The following is an 18,677-nucleotide window of genomic DNA, read 5'->3' as shown; positions in this document are numbered from 1 at the left end:
GAGCATGCCACGCCGGGCGGCGGGGCATGCTCCACGTACGTCAGGTTTTTAGGCGGAGCGGGTGAGCGAGCCGGCGATCTCGGCCGCGATCTGGGCGACCTCGGTCGGCGTCCGGCCGACGCGCACGCCGTTGGCCTCGAGCGCTTCCTGCTTGGCCTTGGCGGTGCCCGCGCTGCCGGAGACGATCGCGCCGGCGTGGCCCATCGTCTTACCGGGAGGTGCGGTGAAACCGGCGATGTAGGCGACCACCGGCTTGGAGACGTTGGCCTTGATGTACTCGGCCGCCTCCTCCTCGGCGGAGCCGCCGATCTCGCCCGCCATGACGATCAGCTCGGTCTCCGGATCGGCCTCGAACTCGGCGATGATGTCGATGAAGGAGGAGCCCGGGACCGGGTCGCCGCCGATGCCGACGATGCTCGAGTTGCCGAAGCCGGCCTGGGCCAGCTCGTTGCCGATCTGGTAGGTCAGCGTGCCGGAGCGGCTGACGACGCCGACGTTGCCCTCGCTGAAGAACGACGCGGGGATGATGCCGACGTTGGCCTTGCCGGGGCTCAGGATGCCGGGGCAGTTCGGCCCGACCAGGCGGACGTTCGGGTTGCCCGCGAGGTGGTTGTAGACGCGCAGCTCGTCGTGGGCGGGGATGCCCTCGGTGATGCAGATGATCAGGCTGATGCCCGCGTCCTCGGCCTCGAGGATCGAGTCCGCCGCGAAGCGCGGCGGCACGAAGATCATCGCCGTGTTCGCGCCGGTCGTCTCGACGGCGTCGTGGAACGTGTTGAACACCGGGACGCCCTCGACGTCCTGACCGCCCTTGCCGGGCGTGACGCCCGAGACGACCTGCGTCCCGTAGCGGCGGTTGTTCATCGCGTGGAAGGTGCCCTCGCGGCCGGTGATGCCGGAGACGCAGAGCTTGGTGTCGTTCGTAACCAGGATCGCCATCAGCCAGCCAACTCCACGACCTTCTTCGCCGCACCGAGCATCGTCGCCTCGGTGTGGACGTTGGGCAGATTCGCCTCGGCGAGCAGGGCGCGCCCCTCGACGTCGTTCGTCCCGTCCAGACGGACCACGAACGGCACCGTCGGATTGATCTGGTTGAACGCCTCGATCAGGCCCTTCGCCACCTCGTCGCAGCGGGTGATGCCGCCGAAGATGTTGAAGAGGACCGCGGTGACGTTCTCGTTGGAGAGGATCACCTCGACCGCGCTGGTGATCGCATCGGCGCGGCTTCCGCCGCCGGCGTCGAGGAAGTTCGCCGGCGAGCCGCCCGCCTGGGCGACCACGTCGAGCGTGGACATCACGAGCCCGGCGCCGTTGCCGAGGATGCCGACGTTGCCGTCGAGCTTGACGAACGTCAAGCCGCGCTCGCGCGCCATCTGCTCCTGCGCGTCCTCGGCGGCGGTGTTGCGCAGCGCCGCGTTGTCCGGGTGGCGGAAGAGCGAGTTGTCGTCGAGCGTCACCTTCGCGTCGAGCGCCGCGACCTTGCGGTCAGGCGTCACGATCAGCGGGTTGACCTCGACGAGCATCGCCTCTTCTTTGACGAAGGCGTCATAGAGCTTGGCCAGCAGCGCGCCGAGCGGGCGGACGATGTCGGCGTCGACGCCGGCCTCGAACGCGAGCCGGCGGGCGTGGAAGTCCTGGAAGCCCAGCAGCGGGTCGACGTGGAGGCGGGCGATGGCGTCCGGGTTGGTGTCCGCCACCTCCTCGATGTCCATGCCGCCCTGCGTCGAGAGCATGATCAGCGGGCGCTTGGCGGAGCGATCGAACACGATCGACGCGTAGTACTCGGACGCGATCTCCGACGCCGCCTCGATCCACACCTCGTGGACCGTGTGCCCCTTGATGTCCATCCCGAGGATCGCCCTGCTGTGCTCCTCGGCCTCCGCGCGGTCCTTCGCGACCTTGATGCCGCCGGCCTTGCCTCGGCCACCGACCTGCACCTGCGCCTTGACGACACAGGGATACCCGATCTCGTCGGCCGCGGAGACGGCCTCCTCGACGGTAGTTGCCGGGGCGCCGCTGGGCACTGGCACCCCATGCCGGGCGAAGAGTTGCTTGCCCTGATATTCGAGTAGATCCATTGCGGACGGCCGAGCTTATCGCTGTCGTGCGGTAAGACCGGCCCTGCCAAACCTCAGGTTCGATGGATCGGACCTCAGGTCTCGGTGCGTGAGAAGCGTGGTCCGTTCACAACCGGAGGCGAGCCGTTGCCGGCCGGCAGCTCGGCCTGCTTGGTCGCCGCCGTGGTCGCCTCCAGCAGCGGCTTCACCAGGTCCAGCGGGAACACGATCGTCGAGTTCTGGTTGACGCCGATCTCGCTCAGCGTCTGCAGGTAGCGCAGCTGCAGCGTGGTCGGGTTCTGGGAGATGACGTCGGCGGCCTCGCTCAGCCGGGCGGCGGCCTGGAACTCGCCTTCGGCGTTGATGACCTTCGCGCGGCGCTCGCGCTCGGCCTGGGCCTGGCGGGCCATCGCGTGCTGCATCGCGGCCGGGATGCCGACGTCCTTGATCTCGACCGTCGAGACCTTGATCCCCCACGGCTCGGTCTGGTCGTCGATGATCTTCTGCAGCTCCTCGTTGAGCTCTTCGCGCTCGGAGAGCAGCGTGTCGAGGTCGGCCTTGCCGAGCACGCTGCGCAGCGTCGTCTGGGCGATCTGCGTCGTCGCCTTGAGGAAGCTCTCGACCTGGACGACGGCGGCGTTGGGGTCGACGACCCGGAAGTAGATGACGGCGTCCACGCGCGCCGTGACGTTGTCGCGGGTGATGACGTCCTGCGGCGGGACATTGAGCGTCACCGTCCGCAGGGACACGCGGACCATGCGGTCGATCGCGGGCACGAGCAACACGAGCCCGGGGCCTTTGACGTCGACCATCCGGCCGAGCCGGAAGACCACGGCGCGCTCGTACTCGCGCAGCACGCGCACCGACGCTGCGGCCAGGGCCACGCCCACGGCCAGGATCACGATGATCGCGACGAGCAGGGCCTCGATCATGGCGCCACCTCCCATTCATTCGCGGGCCGCACGGTCAGTGTCAGCCCGTTGACGCGCTCGACCACCACGGGATCGCCGCGGGCGAGCGGTGCTTCTCCTTCGAACTCCCACTGACGTGCGCGCCACAGTGCGCCGTCGACGAAGACGCTGTCGGCGCCACGCGCGACGCCCATGCGGCCGACCAGCGAGTTGTGCTGGCGCAGGCGGCGGGTGCCGAGCGCCTTGCGCGCCATCAGGGCCACCGTCGCTCCGCCCGCGAGCCCGATCCCCGCGCCGGCGAAGACGGCCACGAGCGCGGCGCTGCCGCCCGCGGAGAAGAGGAGCGCGACGCCCAAGGCGAGTGCGACGACCGCGCCGGCACCGAGCACTCCGTGGGTCGGCACGTGGGCCTCCGCCGCCACCAGAATGACGCCTAGAAGCACAAGCAGGAGGCCGAGCGCAAGCATTATTTTCTCCTGCTACCGATGCTACTCCAGGTATGCGCGCGCGGAAATGTCATCATGCACGGCCGCAATGCCGCTCCCTAAAGAAGTCACCTACGTCACCTTCGACGTCTACGGCACCCTGATCGACTGGGAGACCGGCGCGTACGAAGCCTTCTCCAAGGAAGCCGAGAAGGACGGCTACACCTTGTCGAAGGAAGAGCTCGTCCCGCTCTTCCTCGAGACGCAGCAGGAGATCAAGGGCGGCTCGTACGAGCTTTACGCCGAGGTCCTGCGCCGGACCGCCGTCCAGATCTCGCGCCAGCTGGGCTGGCCGCTCGAGCCGTCGCGCTCCGGTTTTCTCCCGAACTCGGTGGGGCGCTGGCCCGCCTTCAAGGAGACCAACACGCAGCTCGATCGCTTCCGCAAGAAGTTCGAGCTCGGCCTGGTCTCCAACATCGACGACAAGCTCCTCGGTGAGACCCGTCGCTGGTTCAAGACCGATTTCGATCTGGTCGTCACGGCCCAGCAGGTGCGCTCCTACAAGCCGGATCCCGCGCACTTCAAGGAGGCCGAGCGTCGCATCGGCACCAAGAAGGGGTGGGTGCACGTCGCGTCGAGCTACTACTACGACGTCGAGCCGTGCATCAAGGCCAAGATCCCCGTGATCTGGGTCAACCGCAACAAGGAGACGCTCGACGCTTCGCAGAAGAAGCCGACGGCCGAAGTGAAGACGCTGCTCGAAGCAGCGAAGTTGCTCGGCGCCGCTTAAGCGCCTTGCGGGCAGTAGCGCTCCACGCCGACGTCATCGCCGTCACCTCGCGCGCTTACGCGACGGGGTGTGTGCTCGTGCGCAGCGGCGGCGAGGCGTTCTGCATCGACTCGCCGGTCTTCCCCGACGAGCTCGACATCCTGCCGGGGATCGCCGAGCAGTCGAACTTCCCGATCGTCGGGCTGCTCGCGACGCACGCCGACTGGGATCACCTGCTCGGCGGCCTGGCGTTCCCGGAGGCGCCGCTCGGGCTGGGGGAGAACTCGGCGGCGCGCCTGATGAACGAGCCGGGCACGGCGCAGCGCGAGCTGCGCGACTTCGACGACGAGTTCTACGTGGCGCGGCCGAAGCCCCTGTCCTTGCCGGGCTCGCAGAAGCTCGACGTGCCGGGCTACATCGACATCGGCTCAGAGACCCTGCAGCTACATCCCGCCGACGGCCACACGGCGGACGGGATGGCGATCTGGATCCCGTGGGCGCGGGTGCTGGTCGTGGGCGACTATCTCTCGCCGGTCGAGATCCCGATGCTCTCGCCGGGCGGCAGCGTGTCGGCGTATCTGGCGACGCTGAACCGGCTGGAGCCGCTGGTCGCGGAGGCCGAGCACGTCGTGCCGGGCCACGGCGGGGCGATCGACGCCACGCAGGCGCTCGCGATCCTGCGCGAGGATCGCGCTTACCTGCAGGCGGTCGAGCGTGGCGAGGACCCGGCGTTGCCGATCGCCCGCCGGTCCAAGGCCCAGCGGGCGATCCACGCGACGAACCTCACGCGGCGATGAGCCGCAGGTCTTCGGTCTCGGTCTCGACCACCTCGACGTAGCTCAGGCGGGCGGTTCCGAGGTCGATCGTGTCGCCGTCGCTCAGGACGGCGCGGTCGACGCGGATCCCGTTGTGCCAGGTGCCGTTGCGGCTGCCATCGTCGAGCAGGTAGGTCTGGCCGTCCTGACGGACGATCAGCGCGTGCCGGCGCGAGACGGAGGGTTCGTCGATCTCGATGTCCGCACTCAGGCTGCGCCCGAGGCGGGTCACCGTGCCCATCACGGGCACGAGCGTGTCGTCTGCTTCCAGATAGCGGCCGGCGGCGGGGGCTCCGTCAACGACCGCGTGGCGTGTGGTCCGGGGGCTCAATCTCATGACTCCAACGGTTGCGCCGCAGCCTGTGGAGAGGTTTCACGGAGCCTGTGGGTTCCCTGAGGATTTGGGAGCCCACTGACGAATCCCGGTACGCCCGCTGCGGCGCATCCGCGGCGCCTCGCGCCACCCACGCTGCTCACGTGCCAGAGGCACGCATCGCGAGCGCGTGCGGCCCGAGGCACTGGCGGCTGCACCCCATCGGTCGGACCGACCATTCGCCAGCGGACTCCTACGTGCTGATCAGCGGAATGCCCGCCAGCGCGAGCAGCACGCCCGCGCGCTGGATCGGTTGCAGCCGCTCGTGGAGCAGGAAGTAGGCAAGCGCGACCGTGACGATCGGGAAGAGGCCGCCGAGCACGGCGACGAGGCTCAGCAGGCCGCTGGTCGTGGCGACGGCGAAGGCGCTGTTGGCGGCGGTGTCGAGCAGGCCGACGAGCGCGAAGGTCGGCCACGCGCTCACCGGCGCCTTGGCGCGCTGATAGAGGACGACGCCGAGCAGGATCGGCGCGGCGACGGCGCGGGCGGCGGCGACGCCCGTGAGGGCATCGTGCTCGGCCGCCCGGTCGAGCGAGACGAGCGAGAGCCCGATGCCGAGCGCGGCGACGACGGCGAGCTTCAGCGCCAGCTTCGAGTTCGCCGGCTTGCCGCCGGGCTCGTTGGAGGCCAGGATCACGCCCGCCAGCGCCGCGACGATCCCGATCCACTGCAGCGTGCCCGGACGCTCTCCGTGCAGCACGCCCCAGAGCACCGGGACGGTCGCGCTGGTGGCGACGATCGGCGCGATGATGCTCATCGTCCCGACCGCGAGCGCGCGGTAGAAGCACAGCACCGCGACCGCGCCGAGCAGGCCGGTGACGATGCCCGGGACGATCGCCTTCGCGTCCACGCCGTGGAAGACGAGGACCAGCGCGAGCGCGACGAAGCCGATCGCCTGGCCGATGAACGCGACCATCGCGGCGGGATGCTTGCGGCTGGCCTGGCCGCCGAGGAAGTCCGCGGTGCCCCACAGCAGCGAGGCCAGGAGCGCCGCGCCGATCATGTGTTGGCGGCCGCCGCGGCGGCTCTGTAGGCGGGTTGCTCTCGGCGGATCAGGTCGGGGTTGGTGCCGGCGGCGAGCACGAGCTCGTACGTCAGCAGCTGGAGCGCGATCGCGCCCGCCAGCAGCGGGTGGCCTTCGGGGAGGCCGTCGATCGTGACGGTCGGCATGCCGAGCTCGGCGACGGCGGCGAGCACGTCGCGCGCGCGTTTGTCGCGCTGGGGCGCGCTGGTCGGGTCGATGCGGATCACGACGATGCCGGTGCGCTGGTCGGCGGCCGGAAGGTGGCCGTGCAGCACCTTCTCAAGACCCAGCGGGGTGACCGGCATGTGCAGGCCCTCTTCGATCTTGAGCGCCAGTTCGCGCGCGGTGATCTCGTCGACGCCGGAGCCGGTGACGATCAGGCGCTCGCAGCCGACGAGCGTCTGCGCCGCGTCCTTGAAGCGCGGGCGGAGGGCGAGCGTGCCGTCGATCACATTGCGGCACGTCGTCGCGTCGGCCGTGCCGGCGATCGCCGTCAGCGCGAGCAGTGGCGAGACGTAGCCGACGGTGTGGCACCAGCTGGTGTCCTGCAGCGGCGTGGAGATGACGAGGTTCGCGCCCGTCTCCTCCTCCGGCTTGGCCGTGATCAGGATCGTGCGCGCGTTGGTGGCGTGCATCGCGGCGAGCGTCGCGGCGGTGCCGGCCTCGTGCGAGACCGCGATCAGGACGCCCTCGGACTGCGGGTCCAGGCTCGCCTCGAACGCGTCGCGGGCGCGCGCTCCGAGCATTGCTGCGCCAGCCATCGCCGCGTGCTCGCTGGTCCCGCAGCCGGTGACCACGACCGTCTCGGTCTCGCGGATCCACTCCGCCGCCTCCAGCGCCGCCGAGGAGGCGAAGATCGGTGCGACGAGCCCCGGCTCGGCCAGGATCATCTCCTCCATCGCCCACGGCGGGCCGTCACGCAGCTCCGGTTCGTCGCTCATGCCGCAGCACGGTACCGTCTCAGTGGTCCTTCCAACAGAGCCACTTCGAGGCCGATGAACCGAGCCACTTTGGAGCTGTTCGCCACGCTCGACCGCACCGCGCCCGAGCCCCTGCGCGCCCAGCTCGAAGACGCCATCTGCGCCGCGATCACCGGCGGCGGCGCCCCACCCGGCACCCGCCTACCCGCCTCGCGCGTCCTCGCCGAGGCCCTCCACGTCTCCCGCGGCGTCGTCAGCGAGGCCTACGCCCAGATCGCCGCCGAAGGCTGGATCGAGATCCGCCACGGCAGCGCCCCGATCGTCCGCGCCGTCCCCACCGCGGGCCTCGGGCCCCACGGCGGCCCGCAGCCCGGCGCCGGCCCGCCGCCCAAAGAGGGGTCAGACCCCTCAACACTGCGTTCGTATGAAAACCCCTGCTCAGAGCAAAACGGGATTGTTAAGGGGTCTGACCCCCGAACGGGTGTTCGTTGGGACTTGACGGCGACCGCGCCGGATCTGAGCGCGTTTCCGCGGCGGGCGTGGTCGGCGGTGTTGCGGAAGGTGCTGGCGGAGATGCCGGACGCCGCGCTGGACTACGGCGACCCGCGCGGGGACGAGGAGTTGCGGGCCGAGCTCGCCGCCTATCTCGTGCGGGTGCGGGGCGTGGTGGCCGCGCCCGAGGACGTCGTCGTCACCAGCGGGTACACGCAGGGGCTGTGGCTCGCGTGCCGGGCGCTGAAGGCGCGCGGGGCGAAGCGGGTGGCGGTCGAGGATCCGTCGCTGGACGACTCGTGGGCGACGATCCGGTCCGCCGGGTTGGAGGTCGTCGGGCTGCCGGTGGACGAACAGGGCGTGCGGGTCGACGCGCTGGACGCCGACGCGGTGCTCGTCACACCCGCCCACCAGTTCCCCACCGGCGCGGTGCTCGCGCCCGAGCGGCGGCGGGCGCTGCTGGCGTGGGGCGGGATCGTGCTCGAGGACGACTACGACTCCGAGTACCGCTACGACCGCGCGCCCGTCGGGACGTTGCAGCGGCTCGCTCCGGACCGCGTGATCTACCTCGGGACGACGTCGAAGACGCTCGCGCCGGCCCTGCGGCTCGGCTGGCTGGTCGGGCCGCCGCAGCTGACGGAGGCGATCGCGCGGGAGCGCTGGGCGGTCGACTCAGGCGGCCCCGCGATCAACGCCCGCGCCTACGCCCGCCTGCTCGTGACCGGCGAGGTGGACCGGCATCTGCGCCGGACCCGCCGCGACTACCGCGAGCGGCGTGACGCGCTGGTCGCGGCGCTCGAGGAGCGGCTCCCACAGTGCCGCGTGACCGGGGTCGCCGCCGGCCTGCACTTCCTGCTGCGCCTCCCGCCCGGAACTGACGAGGCAGCCGTCGTCGCGCGTCTGGCCGAGCGCCGCGTGCGGGTCCGCGGGCTCGGTGGCTACCGGCTCGCCCCGAACCCGGGCGACCCCGCGCTCGTCGTCGGGTACGGCCGGCTCCCACTCGCGTCGATCGACGCGCTGATTGATCAGCTGGCGGCTTGCGTCTGACCGTAGGATGAGCGCTGCGTGCAAGGGATCCTCGATCTGCTCGAGCGCGAGGAGGAGCTCCTGGCGCTCGACGCCGCGCTGGCCAATGCCCGCGCCGGGCAGGGCCAGGTGCTCGCCGTGGAAGGGCCGGGCGGGATCGGCAAGACCCGCCTGCTCGCCGCGACGCGCGCCGCCGCTCGCGAGGCGGGGATGCGCACGCTGCACGCGCGCGCGTCCGAGCTCGAACGCTCATTCACGTTCGGCGTCGTCCGTCAGCTGTTCGAGCCGGCGCTCTTCGCCGCCGCCGAAGAGGAGCGCGACCGCTGGCTCTCCGGCGCCGCCGGCCTCACCCGGTCGATGTTCGACGCCGCCGGCGCCGGCCTCGACGAATCCTCCTACGCTCGCCTGCACGGCCTCTATTGGCTGTGCGCGAACCTCGCCGCGGACGGGTCGCTGCTGGTCTGCGTCGACGACGCCCAGTGGGCCGACGAGCCCAGCCTGAGCTTCCTCGGCTTCCTCGCGCGGCGGCTCGAGGACCTGCCGGTCGCGCTCGTGCTCGGCACCCGCCCACGCGCCGAGCAGGAGAGCGAGGTGCTGCGCGGCCTCGTCACCGACCCCGGCACCCGCGTCCTGCGGCCGCCCGCGCTGACCGGCGCCGCCGTCGGCCAGTGGGTGCGCTCGGCGATCGATCCCGCCGCCGGGGCGGGGTTCTGCGAGGCCTGTCACGAGACCACGGGCGGCAACCCGTTCCTCGTACGCGAGCTCCTGCACGACGTGTTGGACAAGCAGCTAAGTGCGACAGACGCCGAGGCCGCAGCCGTCCGGGAGCTGGGGCCTGAGGCGATCTCCACCGTGGTCCTGCAGCGGCTGCACCGCCTGCCGCCGACCGCGCCGGAGATGGCGCGCGCGGTCGCGCTGCTCGGCGAGGGCGCCAACCCGACGCTCGCCGCCGAGCTCGCAGGCCTGGACGCGCCCACCGCCGAGGAGGCGCTCGAAGCGCTCTGCCGGGCGGACGTCCTGACCCGCGACGGTGACCGGCTCGCCTTCGTGCACCCGATCGTCCTCTCGGCGATCTACCACGACCTGCCGGTCCGCGCGCGCACCGAGGGCCACGGCCGCGCCGCCCGGCTGCTGCACACGCGCGGCGGTGCGCCGGAGGAGGTCGCCTCGCAGCTCGCGCTGACGGCGCCGCGCGGGGACGAGTGGGTGGTCGAGGCACTGCGGCTGGCCGCGGCCCGGGCGTTCTCGCTCGGCGACCCGCTCGCCGCCGCCGCGCACCTGCGGCGCGCGCTGGCCGAGCCGCCGGCCGACCTCGCGACGGTCTACAGCGAGCTGGCGAACGCGGAGGGCCGGGCCGGTGTGCCCGCGGCCGCTGAGAGCTATCGCGAGGCGATGCGGCTGGCCGAGGGGCCGCAAGCGCGAGCCGGCGCCGCGCTCGGCCTCGCCCGCTGCTTGAAGCTCGCCGGTGACTCACCGGCGGCGATCGCCGTCCTGAAGAGCGCCTTGACCGAGCTGTCGGACGCGGACGCCGACCTCGCCGAGGCGCTCCACATCGAGGTCATCTCCTCGGCGTACATCTCGCTCGTCGCCCGACCGCTCGTCGCCGCTGAGCTCGCGGAGATCTCCGCGCCCGCAGTCGCGCGTACCCCGCTGGACCGTCTGCACCTGATCGCCTGCGCGGTCGAGGGCGTCATCCAGGGACACCCGGCCGAGCGCTACGCCGACCTGGCGCGGCGCGGTCTCTCCGGGGCGGAGAGCACGACGGAAGGTCACGTCCTCATCACCGGGGCGACGGCGCTCCAGTTCGCCGAGCGCTTCGACGAGGCTGAGCGCCTGTACAGCCGGGCGGTCGACGAGACCCGCAGGCTCGGCGCCTACGCTCGCCTCGCGGCGGCCTCCAGCGCTCGCGCCCTGCTGCTCTACCGGCTAGGGCGGCTGAGCGCCGCCGAGGCCGACGCCGTCGCGGCGCTGGACCTGCGCAGCGTGGTCCATGGCACGCAGGGCTATCTCGCGCTGGCGCTCAACGCGTTCGTCTTCGCGTCGCTCGATCGCGGCACGGCCGGCCCGGAGATGCTGTCAGTGGCGGACGACTTCGTGGCGACGCAGCGGTCCGACGATCTGCCGTTCAGCCATGCGTTGTACGCCCGGGGCTGGCTGCGGGCCGAGCTGGGCGATCTCGAGGGCGGGCTCGCCGAGCTGCTGGCCTGTGGTGCGCGCGAGCTGGAAATGGGAGTCGGGTCGCCGCAGATCATCGCTTGGCGGTCGGCGGCGGCGGAGGTGTGCCTGCGGCTCGGCCGGCTCGAGCAGGCGCGCGAGCTGGCCGGCGCCGAGGTCGTGCTGGCGCGGGCGATCGGGATGCCGCGGGCGATCGGGGTCGCGCTGCGCGCCGCCGCGCTGGCGGAGACGGGAACGCGGCGGTTGTCGCTGCTGCGCGAGACGGTCGCGGTGCTGGAGACCTCGCGGGGCGCGCTGGAGCTCGCTCGCGCCCGGATCGACCTCGGCGCTGCGCTGCTGCGCTCCGGCAAGCGCGACGAGGCCCGCGAGCACCTGCGCGACGGGCAGGAGGGCGCCGCCGCGGCGGGTGCGACGCCGCTGGTCGAGCGGGCCCACCGCGAGCTGGTGGCGTCCGGGGCCCGGCCGCGGCGGACCGCCGCGGCGGGGCGTGACGGGCTGACGCCCAGCGAGCTGCGGGTGGCGGAGATGGCCGCCGGCGGCCAGACCAACCGCGAGATCGCCCAGGCGCTGTTCGTGACCGAGAAGACCGTCGAGACGCACCTCGGGCGGGCGTTCATGAAGCTCGGCGTCCGCTCGCGCAAGCACCTCGCGCAGGCGCTCGATCAAGCGCCTGCCGAGGTGGCGTGACCCGGGTCAGTTGATGGCCAGCGTGTAGCCCCCGACCTGCTGCGCCATCACCTTGAGGTTGTTGAGCTCGTTCATCTCGCCGCCGATGCCGCCGTCGTCCTTGCACTGCAGCATCAGCTTGTCGGTCCCGTCGGGCACGTCGGCGAACGCCATCACGGACAGCGTCGCGCGCTCGCTGCCGTCGTCGGAGACCTCCGTGTGCGAGGTGTCCAGGACCGTCTCCGCGCCCGCCGCGGACTTCTGCAGCAGGCGGCAGCTGACCATCGCGTACCACGTCGTCCCGAGGATCTCCTTCTGGTAGGTGCTGGCCTTGCCGTTGACGACGTAGAGGCCCTTGGGCATGTCGACGGTCGCCATCGTCACGTACGAGGTGCCGGCGGTGTGGGTGCCGGAGCGGAAGTGCCCGCGGGCGAACGACGGTCCGGCGGGGCCCGCGGGGCCGGCCGGGCCCGTCGCACCCGTGGCGCCCTTCGGGCCGCTCGGTCCGGTCAGGCCGATCATGCCCTTGGGGCCGAGGGGACCCATCGGACCGGCCGGGCCCATCGGACCGACAGGCCCGATCGGGCCCATGGGACCCGCGGGGCCCGTCTGCTGAGCGGAGGCGACGCCCGTGAGGCCGAGCGTGAGAGCAGTGGCGAGGGCGAGGAAACCGGCGGTGATGCGCATTGGGAGACTCCTGAGTGGGGAGGGGGTTGACGCTCCGCATGCTGTCGCCTGGCGAGCCGCGCAGCGTCGGGTGCGACCCCTGATCTGCGTCCCCGACGTTTGCCACCTGCGACGCCCCGACCGTACCCGTCAGGGTGCGGGTAACTCCTAGGATCACTCCCCGTGGGAGGCGCACGGGTCACGCTCGCGACCGTCGCCGAGGCGCTCGGCGTCTCGGCGATGACGGTGTCGAACGCGTACAACCGGCCGGAGAAGCTCTCGCCCGAGCTGCGCGAGCGCATCCTCGCCAAGGCCGACGAGCTCGGCTACTCGGGGCCGAACGTGCTCGCCCGCTCGCTCCGGCGCGGCAAGACGGGTGTGCTCGGCGTCGTGCTCGGCGAGGCGCTGTCCTACGCGTTCGACGACCCCGCGGCGATCGAGTTCCTGCGCGGGCTGGCGCGCGGGGGCATCGCGCTGCATCTCGTCCCGGCGACCGGCGGCGAGGGCGACGCGGCGCTCGTGATGGATGCCGCGGTCGACGCCTTCGTGCTCTATTCGCTGCCCGACGGGCATCCGCTCGTCACCGCCGCGCTGCGCCGGCGGCTGCCCGTGATCGTCCAGAGCGGGCCGGCGCTCGAGGGGTATCCGCTCGTGGCGATCGACGAGCGCGCGGCCGCTGCCGCGGCGTCGGCGCACCTGCGCGCGCTCGGCCACACCCGCCTGGCGGTGGTCAGCCTGCCGTTCTCGCTTGCCGATCGCGCGGACAGGCCGCTGCGCGACGAAGTGCCGGCGCACCGCGTGACCCGCGGGCGGCTCGAGGGCTATGGCGTGACGGTCGGGCGTGAGGTCGAGCTCAACGACCGCGCGCACGGCGAGGCTGCCGCCGGAGCCTTGCTCGACGGCGCCGAGCCGCCGACCGGGCTGCTGTGCATGAGCGACGAGCTCGCCATCGGCGCGCTGCGAGCGGCCGCCGCGCGCGGGCTGGACGTGCCGCGCGAGCTGTCGATCGTCGGCTGGGACGACACGCGCGACGGCGAGCGGGCGGGGCTGACGACGGTGCGCCAGTCGCTGCGCGAGCAGGGCCGCCGCTGCGCCGAGCTGATCGCCCGCGGGGCGACAGGACCGGTCGAGCCGCAGCCCTGGGAACTAGTCGTCAGGGATACGACCGAAGGCTTTCGCGTTTCCGTGCGTTAAAGCCCGCGTGGGTACCCCCGCCTCAGCTGATATTGACGTCGGCAGCCGTGTGATCACGACCCAGCCGCTGCCCGAGGGGATCGCGGCGGGCGTGGCCGGGACGGTCGTCGGCATGGCCGGGTGGATCCAGCGGCGCTGGCGGGTGCAGTTCGACGACGGCCGCTGTGTCTCGGTGCCCGAGTACGCGCTCGACGCGGACTCCACTCCACGCCGATTCGCGAGAGGTTGAACATCGTGTGGTTTATCGATATACCGTGTAACTGGTCATGGCGTTCACACGCGATCGAGTCACCTGGATCGCCTACGCGCTCCTCGCGTGGTTTGCGTATCTTCAGGCGGCGCCGGGGCTCGTCGTCTCCCACCTCCGCGACGAGTTCCACCTGAGCTACAGCGTCGGTGGGCTGCACGTCGCGGCGTTCGCCGCGGGTGCGCTCTTCGCGGGTCTGAGTTGCGGCCCGATCGAGCGGGCGATCGGCCGGCGGGCGCTGTTCTGGCTCTCGGCCGCCGTGATGGGCGTGGCCGCGATCGGGCTCACCGCCGGCCGCTCGGCGGAGGCGACGATCGGCTCGCTGCTGCTGATGGGCGTCGCCGGCGGGTTGCTGCTGGTGACGATCCAGGCGCTGCTGTCCGACCATCACGGTGAGCGGCGCGCGATCGCGCTGACCGAGGCCAACGTCGCGGCGAGCGTCGCCTACGTGGTGCTGATCGGGGCGTTGTCGCTGACGTCGGCGATCGGCGTGGGCTGGCGTGCGGCGCTGCTCGCCTCGCTCGTCGTGCCCGCGCTGGCCTGGTGGTCGGGCCGCCGCGCGGCGATCGAGACGCCCCCGGTCGCCGGCGCTTCGGGCGGTCGCGCGCTCCCGGCGGCCTTCTGGGTCGCCGCGGCGATGCTCTTCTGCACCACCGCCGCGGAGTGGTGCATCGCCGCGTGGGGCGCGAGCTTCGTCGAGGACGCCGCGGATGTCTCGGCCGACGCGTCGGTGACGTTGATGGTCGGCTATTTCGGCGGCGTGGTCGTGGGGCGGATCGCCGGCAGCGCGCTCGCCCGCCGCCATACGCCGCATCGCCTGCTCGCGATCGCGCTCGTCATCACCGCGTTCGGGTTCGCGATCCTGTGGCCGGCCGCGTCGTCTCTGCAGGCGCTGGTCGGGCTCTCGCTGCTCGGCCTCGGCCTCGGGAACCTGTTCCCGCTCGGCCTGTCGGTGACCGTCGCGCTGGCCCCGGATCGGGCGCAGCTGGCGAGCGGGCGGGCGGTCTTCATGACCTCCTTCGCGGTGCTGCTCGCTCCTTTGACGGTCGGCGCGCTGGCCGACGCCACCTCCTTGACCGCCGCGCTGGCGGTCGTCCCGGTCGCGCTGGCGTGCGCGGCGACGGGGCTGACGCTGGTGACGCGCGCTCAGGCGCGGGTGGTCGCCAGCGTCGACTGAAGGTTGCGGCGGGCGCGGAAGAGCAGCTGCCCGATCGCGTTCTCGGTCAGCCCGAACTCCTTGGCGATCTCGTCGCGGGGCAGCTCCTCGAAGTCGGCGCGGAAGATCACGCGGCGCTGGCGCTCGGGGAGCTCGCGGATCGCGTCGCGCACGCGGCGCTGCAGCTCCTCGCGCTCGAGCCCGGCGAGCGGGTCCTCGTCGGAGATCTCCTCCACCGGCTCGGCGATCACGCGGCGGCGCTTGAACGCGTGGTGGCGGGCGGCGGTGGTCGCGTAGGCGCCGAACTGCAGCGCGTCGGCGTCGAGCTGGGGCAGGCGATCGAACGTCGCCAGCAGCGCGTCCTGGGCGGCGTCGGCGGCGTCCTCGGGACATCCGGTGATCGCGAGCGCGCGCCGGCGGAGCGGGTCGAAGTGGGTGCGGTAGAGCACGGTCATGGCCTGGGGGTCACGGGCAGCAGCGGCACGGACGAGCTCGGTCTCGGTCATGGGACGACTTTCTCGCCCACCGGCCCCTACCGCGTCAGGGCCGTCCCTGAACATCGCCCCGCATCTTTCCCCCATACGGCCACCCGCACCCCGTCCGGGTGCGGCCAACCGTACTTAAACCCCACCTAAGGGGTCTGGCCCCTTATCTCGCGCTTAGGTTTCGCGCGGCCCGGCGTAGAGCCGTTTCGACCTAAAGGCCACCTAAGGGGTCTGGCCCCTTAGATGGGCGTTAAGGTCATTCGAGGAGGTCGAAGCCGCCCGCGAGGACCGTGTCGAGGCGGCCGGTGCGCCAGCCGCGGACGGCGTCGCGGACGAGTGGGGTTGGGCGTTCGCGGTAGCGGCGGACGATCTGGGTGCGGGACGCGGGCGGGCCGATCTCGGGGGTGACGGTGACGCGGACGCGGCGGCGGTCGTAGCCGCCGCGGCCGTCGGGGACCTCGAGGACGTGCAGGCCGGATTCGGGGCGGAGGGTCTGGAGCGCGCCGAAGCCGGTGACCGTCGCCTGCCAGCGGTAGCGGCGGTTGGCGGGTTCTTCCGCGCCTTCGAGGCGCATGCCGCGCTCGCGGGCCCAGGCGTGGTACATCGCCGCGAGCCGGGGTGCGAACTCGGGGTCGCCGTCGACGCGGAGGGTCGCGTCGGCCGGCTCACCCGCTTCCAAAGCGTCGAGCGCCGAACCCAGCAGCAGCACCCGCTGGGCCGCGCGGCGGACCAGCTCGGCCGGTGGGCGGCGGGCGGAGCGGATCCGGTGCATCAGGGAGTTCGCGCTGCGCAGGCCGGACTCGATCCGGTCGCGCAGCTCGATCCCGCCGAGCACCGCGGCGCGGCCCTCGTCCTCCCAGAAGCCCGCGTCGCCCATCCGCGCCAGCAGCTCGCCCTTGACCGCCTGCCAGTCGGGGTCGGCGACACGACCGGAGACCTCGCCGAACGCCTCCTCCAGCGGCTCGAGCGACCCCTTGCCCTCGCGAGCCAGCGCGCGCAGCGTGACCGGCTCCGTGCTCGCCGGCGTAGCGGGGCCGGCCGACGCGTCCGGGTCGACGAACGTGACCTTCAGCGCCGTCCCACCCGCGCGCACGAACAGGAACTGGTCCCCGCCCGGGTAGTCGTGCCCGGCGATCGCGAGCGCCAGCGGCGTCAGGAAGTGCCGCTCGACCGCCCGCTTCAGCGGCCGCGCGCCGAGGTCCGGAGTGAAGCCTTCGGCCAGGAGGAACTCGAGCGCCGAGTCGTCGAACTCGACCGCCCACTGGCGTCCGCGCAGCCCGCGCCGGGCCAGCACGCTCTCCAGCTCACCCGCCAGGATCTCCCGCATGACCGGCCGCGACAGCGGGCGGAAGACGACCGTGCGATCGATCCGGTTCAGGAACTCCGGCCGAAACGCCCGCGTGACCGCGGAGCTGACCGTCGCCTCGGCGAAGCCCGTCGCCGGTGAGAAGCCCAGCCCGCCGGTGACCACCTTCGCCCCCAGGTTCGAGGTCATGACGATCACGGCGTGGCGGAAGTCCGCGGGCTCGCCACGGGGGTCGCTCAGCCGGCCGTCGTCGAACACCTGGAGGAAGAGGTCGAAGACCCCCGGCTCGGCCTTCTCGAACTCGTCGAGCAGCACGACGCTGAACGGCTGGCGCCGGATCCGGGCGACCAGGGACGCATCGTCGAGCTCCCCGTCGCCCAGCATCCGCCGCGCGGCGCCGGGATTCTGGTACTCGCTCATGTCGAGCCGGATCATGCGGTCCGGGGACCCGAACAGGTACTCCGCGAGCGCCTTGGCGATCTCGGTCTTGCCCGTCCCCGTCGGCCCGACGAACAGCAGCACGGCCTGCGGGCGCGTGGGGTCGGTCAGCCCCGCCTTCAGCAGCGCCACCCGCTCGATCATGCACTCGACCGCCTCGGGCTGCCCGATCACCCGCGCGTTGAAGAACGTCCGCAGCCCGCCCACGTCGAGCCGCTCGCGCTCGTCCAACAGCGACGCGGGCAGCCCGGAGCGCTCCGTGATCGTCGACAAGACGTCGCTCATCGTCAGCGGGTCGTCGCCGGGCCGGCGCCGGCGCGTCGCCTCCAGCAGCCCGAGCAGCGCGCCCGGCAGCGCCGCGTCGCCGAGGAAGTGCCGGCCGAGTGCGAGCGCCTCGCGCAGCACGGCGCGATCGGTGCCGGGCGCGGCCCGGGCGGCGAGGGCGAGCGTGCGCGGCTCGTCCATCGGCTCGACCCGCACGACGTCGAACGCCTCGCGCAACTGCGGCCGCGCGCGGATCAGGCGCTCGTACGGGCCGGGAGCGAGGATGCCCGCCACGTGCACCTTCGCGTCGGCCATCCCGGCGAGCAGCAGGTCGAGCGCGCCGCCCTGCGGGTTCTGGCGCGTGACGCCCGCGTACAACAGCGCCTCGAACGACGGCGCGATCCACAGCACCCGCGCGTCGTCGAGCGTGCGCACGAGGTGCCGGATGCGCCCCTCCAGCTCACCCACGTAGGTCATGCCCGCGTTGATCTCGGCCGCGCCCGCCTCGAACGCCATCCACCCCTCGGCGGCCAGCAGCGCCGCCGCGCCTCGCAGCCGGCTCAGCCGCCCGCTCCCGCGCTCGCCGACGATCAGCAGCGGCTTGTCGCCGCGGATGCTCTCGGCCAGCGCCGCGACGTCGCGGTCGAACGCCTCGTCGGGCAGGAGCCGCGCACCCGCCTCCAGGATCTCGCCCGCGCGCCGGACCCGGGCGATCGACCGGAGCTGGTTGGCGACGCTGCGCTGTGCGGCGAGGGCCTTGACGGCCTCGATGGCACTGTCGGCGAGCGTCCCGCGGAGGGATTCCGCCAGCGCCCCAGCGGCGTCGATGTGGTCCTCCGGGATGCCGGCGACCGCGACCGGCTCGTCGCGCCGGCGGTACGCGATCTCGCGCAGCGCCGTCAAAGCCGCGCCGCGCCACGGGACCCCGACGCGGCTGAACACGAGCGTCATGAACGCGTCGTCTGAGTGCGCATCCAGCGCCCGCAGGAGGAAGACCCCGCGCTGCCCGCGCACCCGCTCGAGCTGCTCGAACAGCCGCCGCCCGATCGTGTCGGGGCTCGACGGCCGGCGGCGCAGCGCCTCGAGCGCCGCCGCGGCCACGAGCCCGTCGTCGCCGCCGGCGCTGACCAGCAGCGCGTCCTCGTCCTGCTCGGCGAGCAGGTCGATGACGCGCTGAAAGGCCTCGTTGGCGAGCAGCGCAGCGGCTCGGCGCTCCGGTTTCGGCAGCGCCCGCAGACCGTCGAGCAGCTGCTCGAGGGTCAGCACCC

General features: G+C 72.4%; 17 protein-coding genes. 7 read left to right on the top strand and 10 right to left on the bottom strand.

Annotation, left to right across the window (positions count from 1 at the left end):
* Positions 1-48: 48 nt before the first annotated feature.
* The 4 genes from sucD to OM076_RS36820 all read right to left on the bottom strand — a co-directional run bounded on the left by sucD (position 49) and on the right by OM076_RS36820 (position 3,435).
* Positions 49-939 (bottom strand): succinate--CoA ligase subunit alpha, encoded by an 891-nt coding sequence (sucD, locus tag OM076_RS36835; protein ID WP_270045176.1) that lies wholly within the window; start codon positions 937-939, stop codon positions 49-51.
* Positions 939-2,078 (bottom strand): ADP-forming succinate--CoA ligase subunit beta, encoded by a 1,140-nt coding sequence (gene sucC / locus OM076_RS36830; RefSeq protein WP_270045175.1) that lies wholly within the window; start codon positions 2,076-2,078, stop codon positions 939-941. Before sucC ends, sucD begins: the two co-directional genes overlap by 1 nt.
* A gap of 74 nt (positions 2,079-2,152) precedes the next feature.
* A complete protein-coding gene (locus OM076_RS36825; protein WP_270045174.1) occupies positions 2,153-2,989 on the bottom strand; it encodes a slipin family protein in 837 nt (278 codons plus the stop codon).
* The gene (locus tag OM076_RS36820) at positions 2,986-3,435 is read right to left on the bottom strand and encodes an NfeD family protein (protein WP_270045173.1); all 450 of its coding nucleotides are present in this window, start codon (positions 3,433-3,435) and stop codon (positions 2,986-2,988) included. Before OM076_RS36820 ends, OM076_RS36825 begins: the two co-directional genes overlap by 4 nt.
* Before the next feature lie 67 nt (positions 3,436-3,502).
* On the opposite strand from OM076_RS36820, the gene OM076_RS36815 reads away from it, so the two are divergent.
* Both OM076_RS36815 and OM076_RS36810 read left to right on the top strand, forming a co-directional pair.
* Positions 3,503-4,183, top strand: a complete 681-nt coding sequence (locus OM076_RS36815) for an HAD family hydrolase (protein WP_270045172.1) — start codon at positions 3,503-3,505, stop codon at positions 4,181-4,183.
* Positions 4,184-4,188: 5 nt separating this feature from the next.
* Complete coding sequence (locus OM076_RS36810; RefSeq protein ID WP_270045171.1) at positions 4,189-4,959, top strand: MBL fold metallo-hydrolase; 771 nt, start codon at positions 4,189-4,191, stop codon at positions 4,957-4,959.
* Here OM076_RS36810 and OM076_RS36805 read toward each other — a convergent pair.
* From OM076_RS36805 to OM076_RS36795, 3 genes are all read right to left on the bottom strand, one after another.
* Entirely contained in the window at positions 4,946-5,314 is a 369-nt protein-coding gene (locus tag OM076_RS36805; protein ID WP_270045170.1) for an FHA domain-containing protein, read from the bottom strand. The two genes, OM076_RS36810 and OM076_RS36805, sit on opposite strands and share 14 nt — an antisense overlap.
* Before the next feature lie 229 nt (positions 5,315-5,543).
* On the bottom strand, positions 5,544-6,353 hold the full coding sequence (locus tag OM076_RS36800; RefSeq protein ID WP_270045169.1) for a DMT family transporter: 810 nt from the start codon (positions 6,351-6,353) through the stop codon (positions 5,544-5,546).
* On the bottom strand, positions 6,350-7,315 hold the full coding sequence (locus OM076_RS36795) for a phosphoheptose isomerase family protein (RefSeq protein ID WP_270045168.1): 966 nt from the start codon (positions 7,313-7,315) through the stop codon (positions 6,350-6,352). The genes OM076_RS36800 and OM076_RS36795 overlap by 4 nt, the downstream gene beginning before the upstream one ends.
* 54 nt (positions 7,316-7,369) lie before the next feature.
* On the opposite strand from OM076_RS36795, the gene pdxR reads away from it, so the two are divergent.
* Positions 7,370-8,833, top strand: a complete 1,464-nt coding sequence (pdxR, locus tag OM076_RS36790) for a MocR-like pyridoxine biosynthesis transcription factor PdxR (RefSeq protein ID WP_270045167.1) — start codon at positions 7,370-7,372, stop codon at positions 8,831-8,833.
* Between the two features lie 18 nt (positions 8,834-8,851).
* A complete protein-coding gene (locus OM076_RS36785) occupies positions 8,852-11,674 on the top strand; it encodes an ATP-binding protein (protein WP_270045166.1) in 2,823 nt (940 codons plus the stop codon).
* A 6-nt stretch (positions 11,675-11,680) separates the two neighbouring features.
* On the opposite strand, the gene OM076_RS36780 is transcribed toward OM076_RS36785, so the two are convergent.
* Entirely contained in the window at positions 11,681-12,340 is a 660-nt protein-coding gene (locus tag OM076_RS36780) for a hypothetical protein (RefSeq protein WP_270045165.1), read from the bottom strand.
* Positions 12,341-12,502: 162 nt separating this feature from the next.
* Here OM076_RS36780 and OM076_RS36775 point away from each other — a divergent pair, with 162 nt between their 5' ends.
* Genes OM076_RS36775 through OM076_RS36765 form a run of 3 tightly spaced genes read left to right on the top strand, consistent with a single transcriptional unit; the run spans position 12,503 to position 14,937 of the window.
* Complete coding sequence (locus OM076_RS36775; RefSeq protein ID WP_270045164.1) at positions 12,503-13,513, top strand: substrate-binding domain-containing protein; 1,011 nt, start codon at positions 12,503-12,505, stop codon at positions 13,511-13,513.
* A 49-nt stretch (positions 13,514-13,562) separates the two neighbouring features.
* A complete protein-coding gene (locus tag OM076_RS36770) occupies positions 13,563-13,742 on the top strand; it encodes a hypothetical protein (protein WP_270045163.1) in 180 nt (59 codons plus the stop codon).
* 37 nt (positions 13,743-13,779) lie between these two features.
* Positions 13,780-14,937 (top strand): MFS transporter, encoded by a 1,158-nt coding sequence (locus OM076_RS36765; RefSeq protein WP_270045162.1) that lies wholly within the window; start codon positions 13,780-13,782, stop codon positions 14,935-14,937.
* On the opposite strand, the gene OM076_RS36760 is transcribed toward OM076_RS36765, so the two are convergent.
* Both OM076_RS36760 and OM076_RS36755 read right to left on the bottom strand, forming a co-directional pair.
* The gene (locus OM076_RS36760) at positions 14,907-15,422 is read right to left on the bottom strand and encodes an RNA polymerase sigma factor (RefSeq protein ID WP_270045161.1); all 516 of its coding nucleotides are present in this window, start codon (positions 15,420-15,422) and stop codon (positions 14,907-14,909) included. The two genes, OM076_RS36765 and OM076_RS36760, sit on opposite strands and share 31 nt — an antisense overlap.
* A gap of 235 nt (positions 15,423-15,657) precedes the next feature.
* Positions 15,658-18,675, bottom strand: coding sequence for an AAA family ATPase (locus OM076_RS36755; RefSeq protein ID WP_270045160.1), 3,018 nt, complete (start codon positions 18,673-18,675; stop codon positions 15,658-15,660).
* Positions 18,676-18,677 lie beyond the last annotated feature (2 nt).

Source organism: Solirubrobacter ginsenosidimutans (assembly GCF_027587205.1).
The sequence above is the reverse complement of the archived record's forward strand: the minus strand, read 5'-3'. Positions and strand labels throughout refer to the sequence as shown.

Coding starts and splice junctions, on each gene's coding strand:
- sucD (WP_270045176.1), bottom strand. CDS start 939: ATGGCGATCCTGGTTACGAACGACACCAAGCTCTGCGTCTCCGGCATC.
- sucC (WP_270045175.1), bottom strand. CDS start 2,078: ATGGATCTACTCGAATATCAGGGCAAGCAACTCTTCGCCCGGCATGGG.
- OM076_RS36825 (WP_270045174.1), bottom strand. CDS start 2,989: ATGATCGAGGCCCTGCTCGTCGCGATCATCGTGATCCTGGCCGTGGGC.
- OM076_RS36820 (WP_270045173.1), bottom strand. CDS start 3,435: ATGCTTGCGCTCGGCCTCCTGCTTGTGCTTCTAGGCGTCATTCTGGTG.
- OM076_RS36815 (WP_270045172.1), top strand. CDS start 3,503: ATGCCGCTCCCTAAAGAAGTCACCTACGTCACCTTCGACGTCTACGGC.
- OM076_RS36805 (WP_270045170.1), bottom strand. CDS start 5,314: ATGAGATTGAGCCCCCGGACCACACGCCACGCGGTCGTTGACGGAGCC.
- OM076_RS36800 (WP_270045169.1), bottom strand. CDS start 6,353: ATGATCGGCGCGGCGCTCCTGGCCTCGCTGCTGTGGGGCACCGCGGAC.
- OM076_RS36795 (WP_270045168.1), bottom strand. CDS start 7,315: ATGAGCGACGAACCGGAGCTGCGTGACGGCCCGCCGTGGGCGATGGAG.
- pdxR (WP_270045167.1), top strand. CDS start 7,370: ATGAACCGAGCCACTTTGGAGCTGTTCGCCACGCTCGACCGCACCGCG.
- OM076_RS36780 (WP_270045165.1), bottom strand. CDS start 12,340: ATGCGCATCACCGCCGGTTTCCTCGCCCTCGCCACTGCTCTCACGCTC.
- OM076_RS36765 (WP_270045162.1), top strand. CDS start 13,780: ATGGCGTTCACACGCGATCGAGTCACCTGGATCGCCTACGCGCTCCTC.
- OM076_RS36760 (WP_270045161.1), bottom strand. CDS start 15,422: ATGACCGAGACCGAGCTCGTCCGTGCCGCTGCTGCCCGTGACCCCCAG.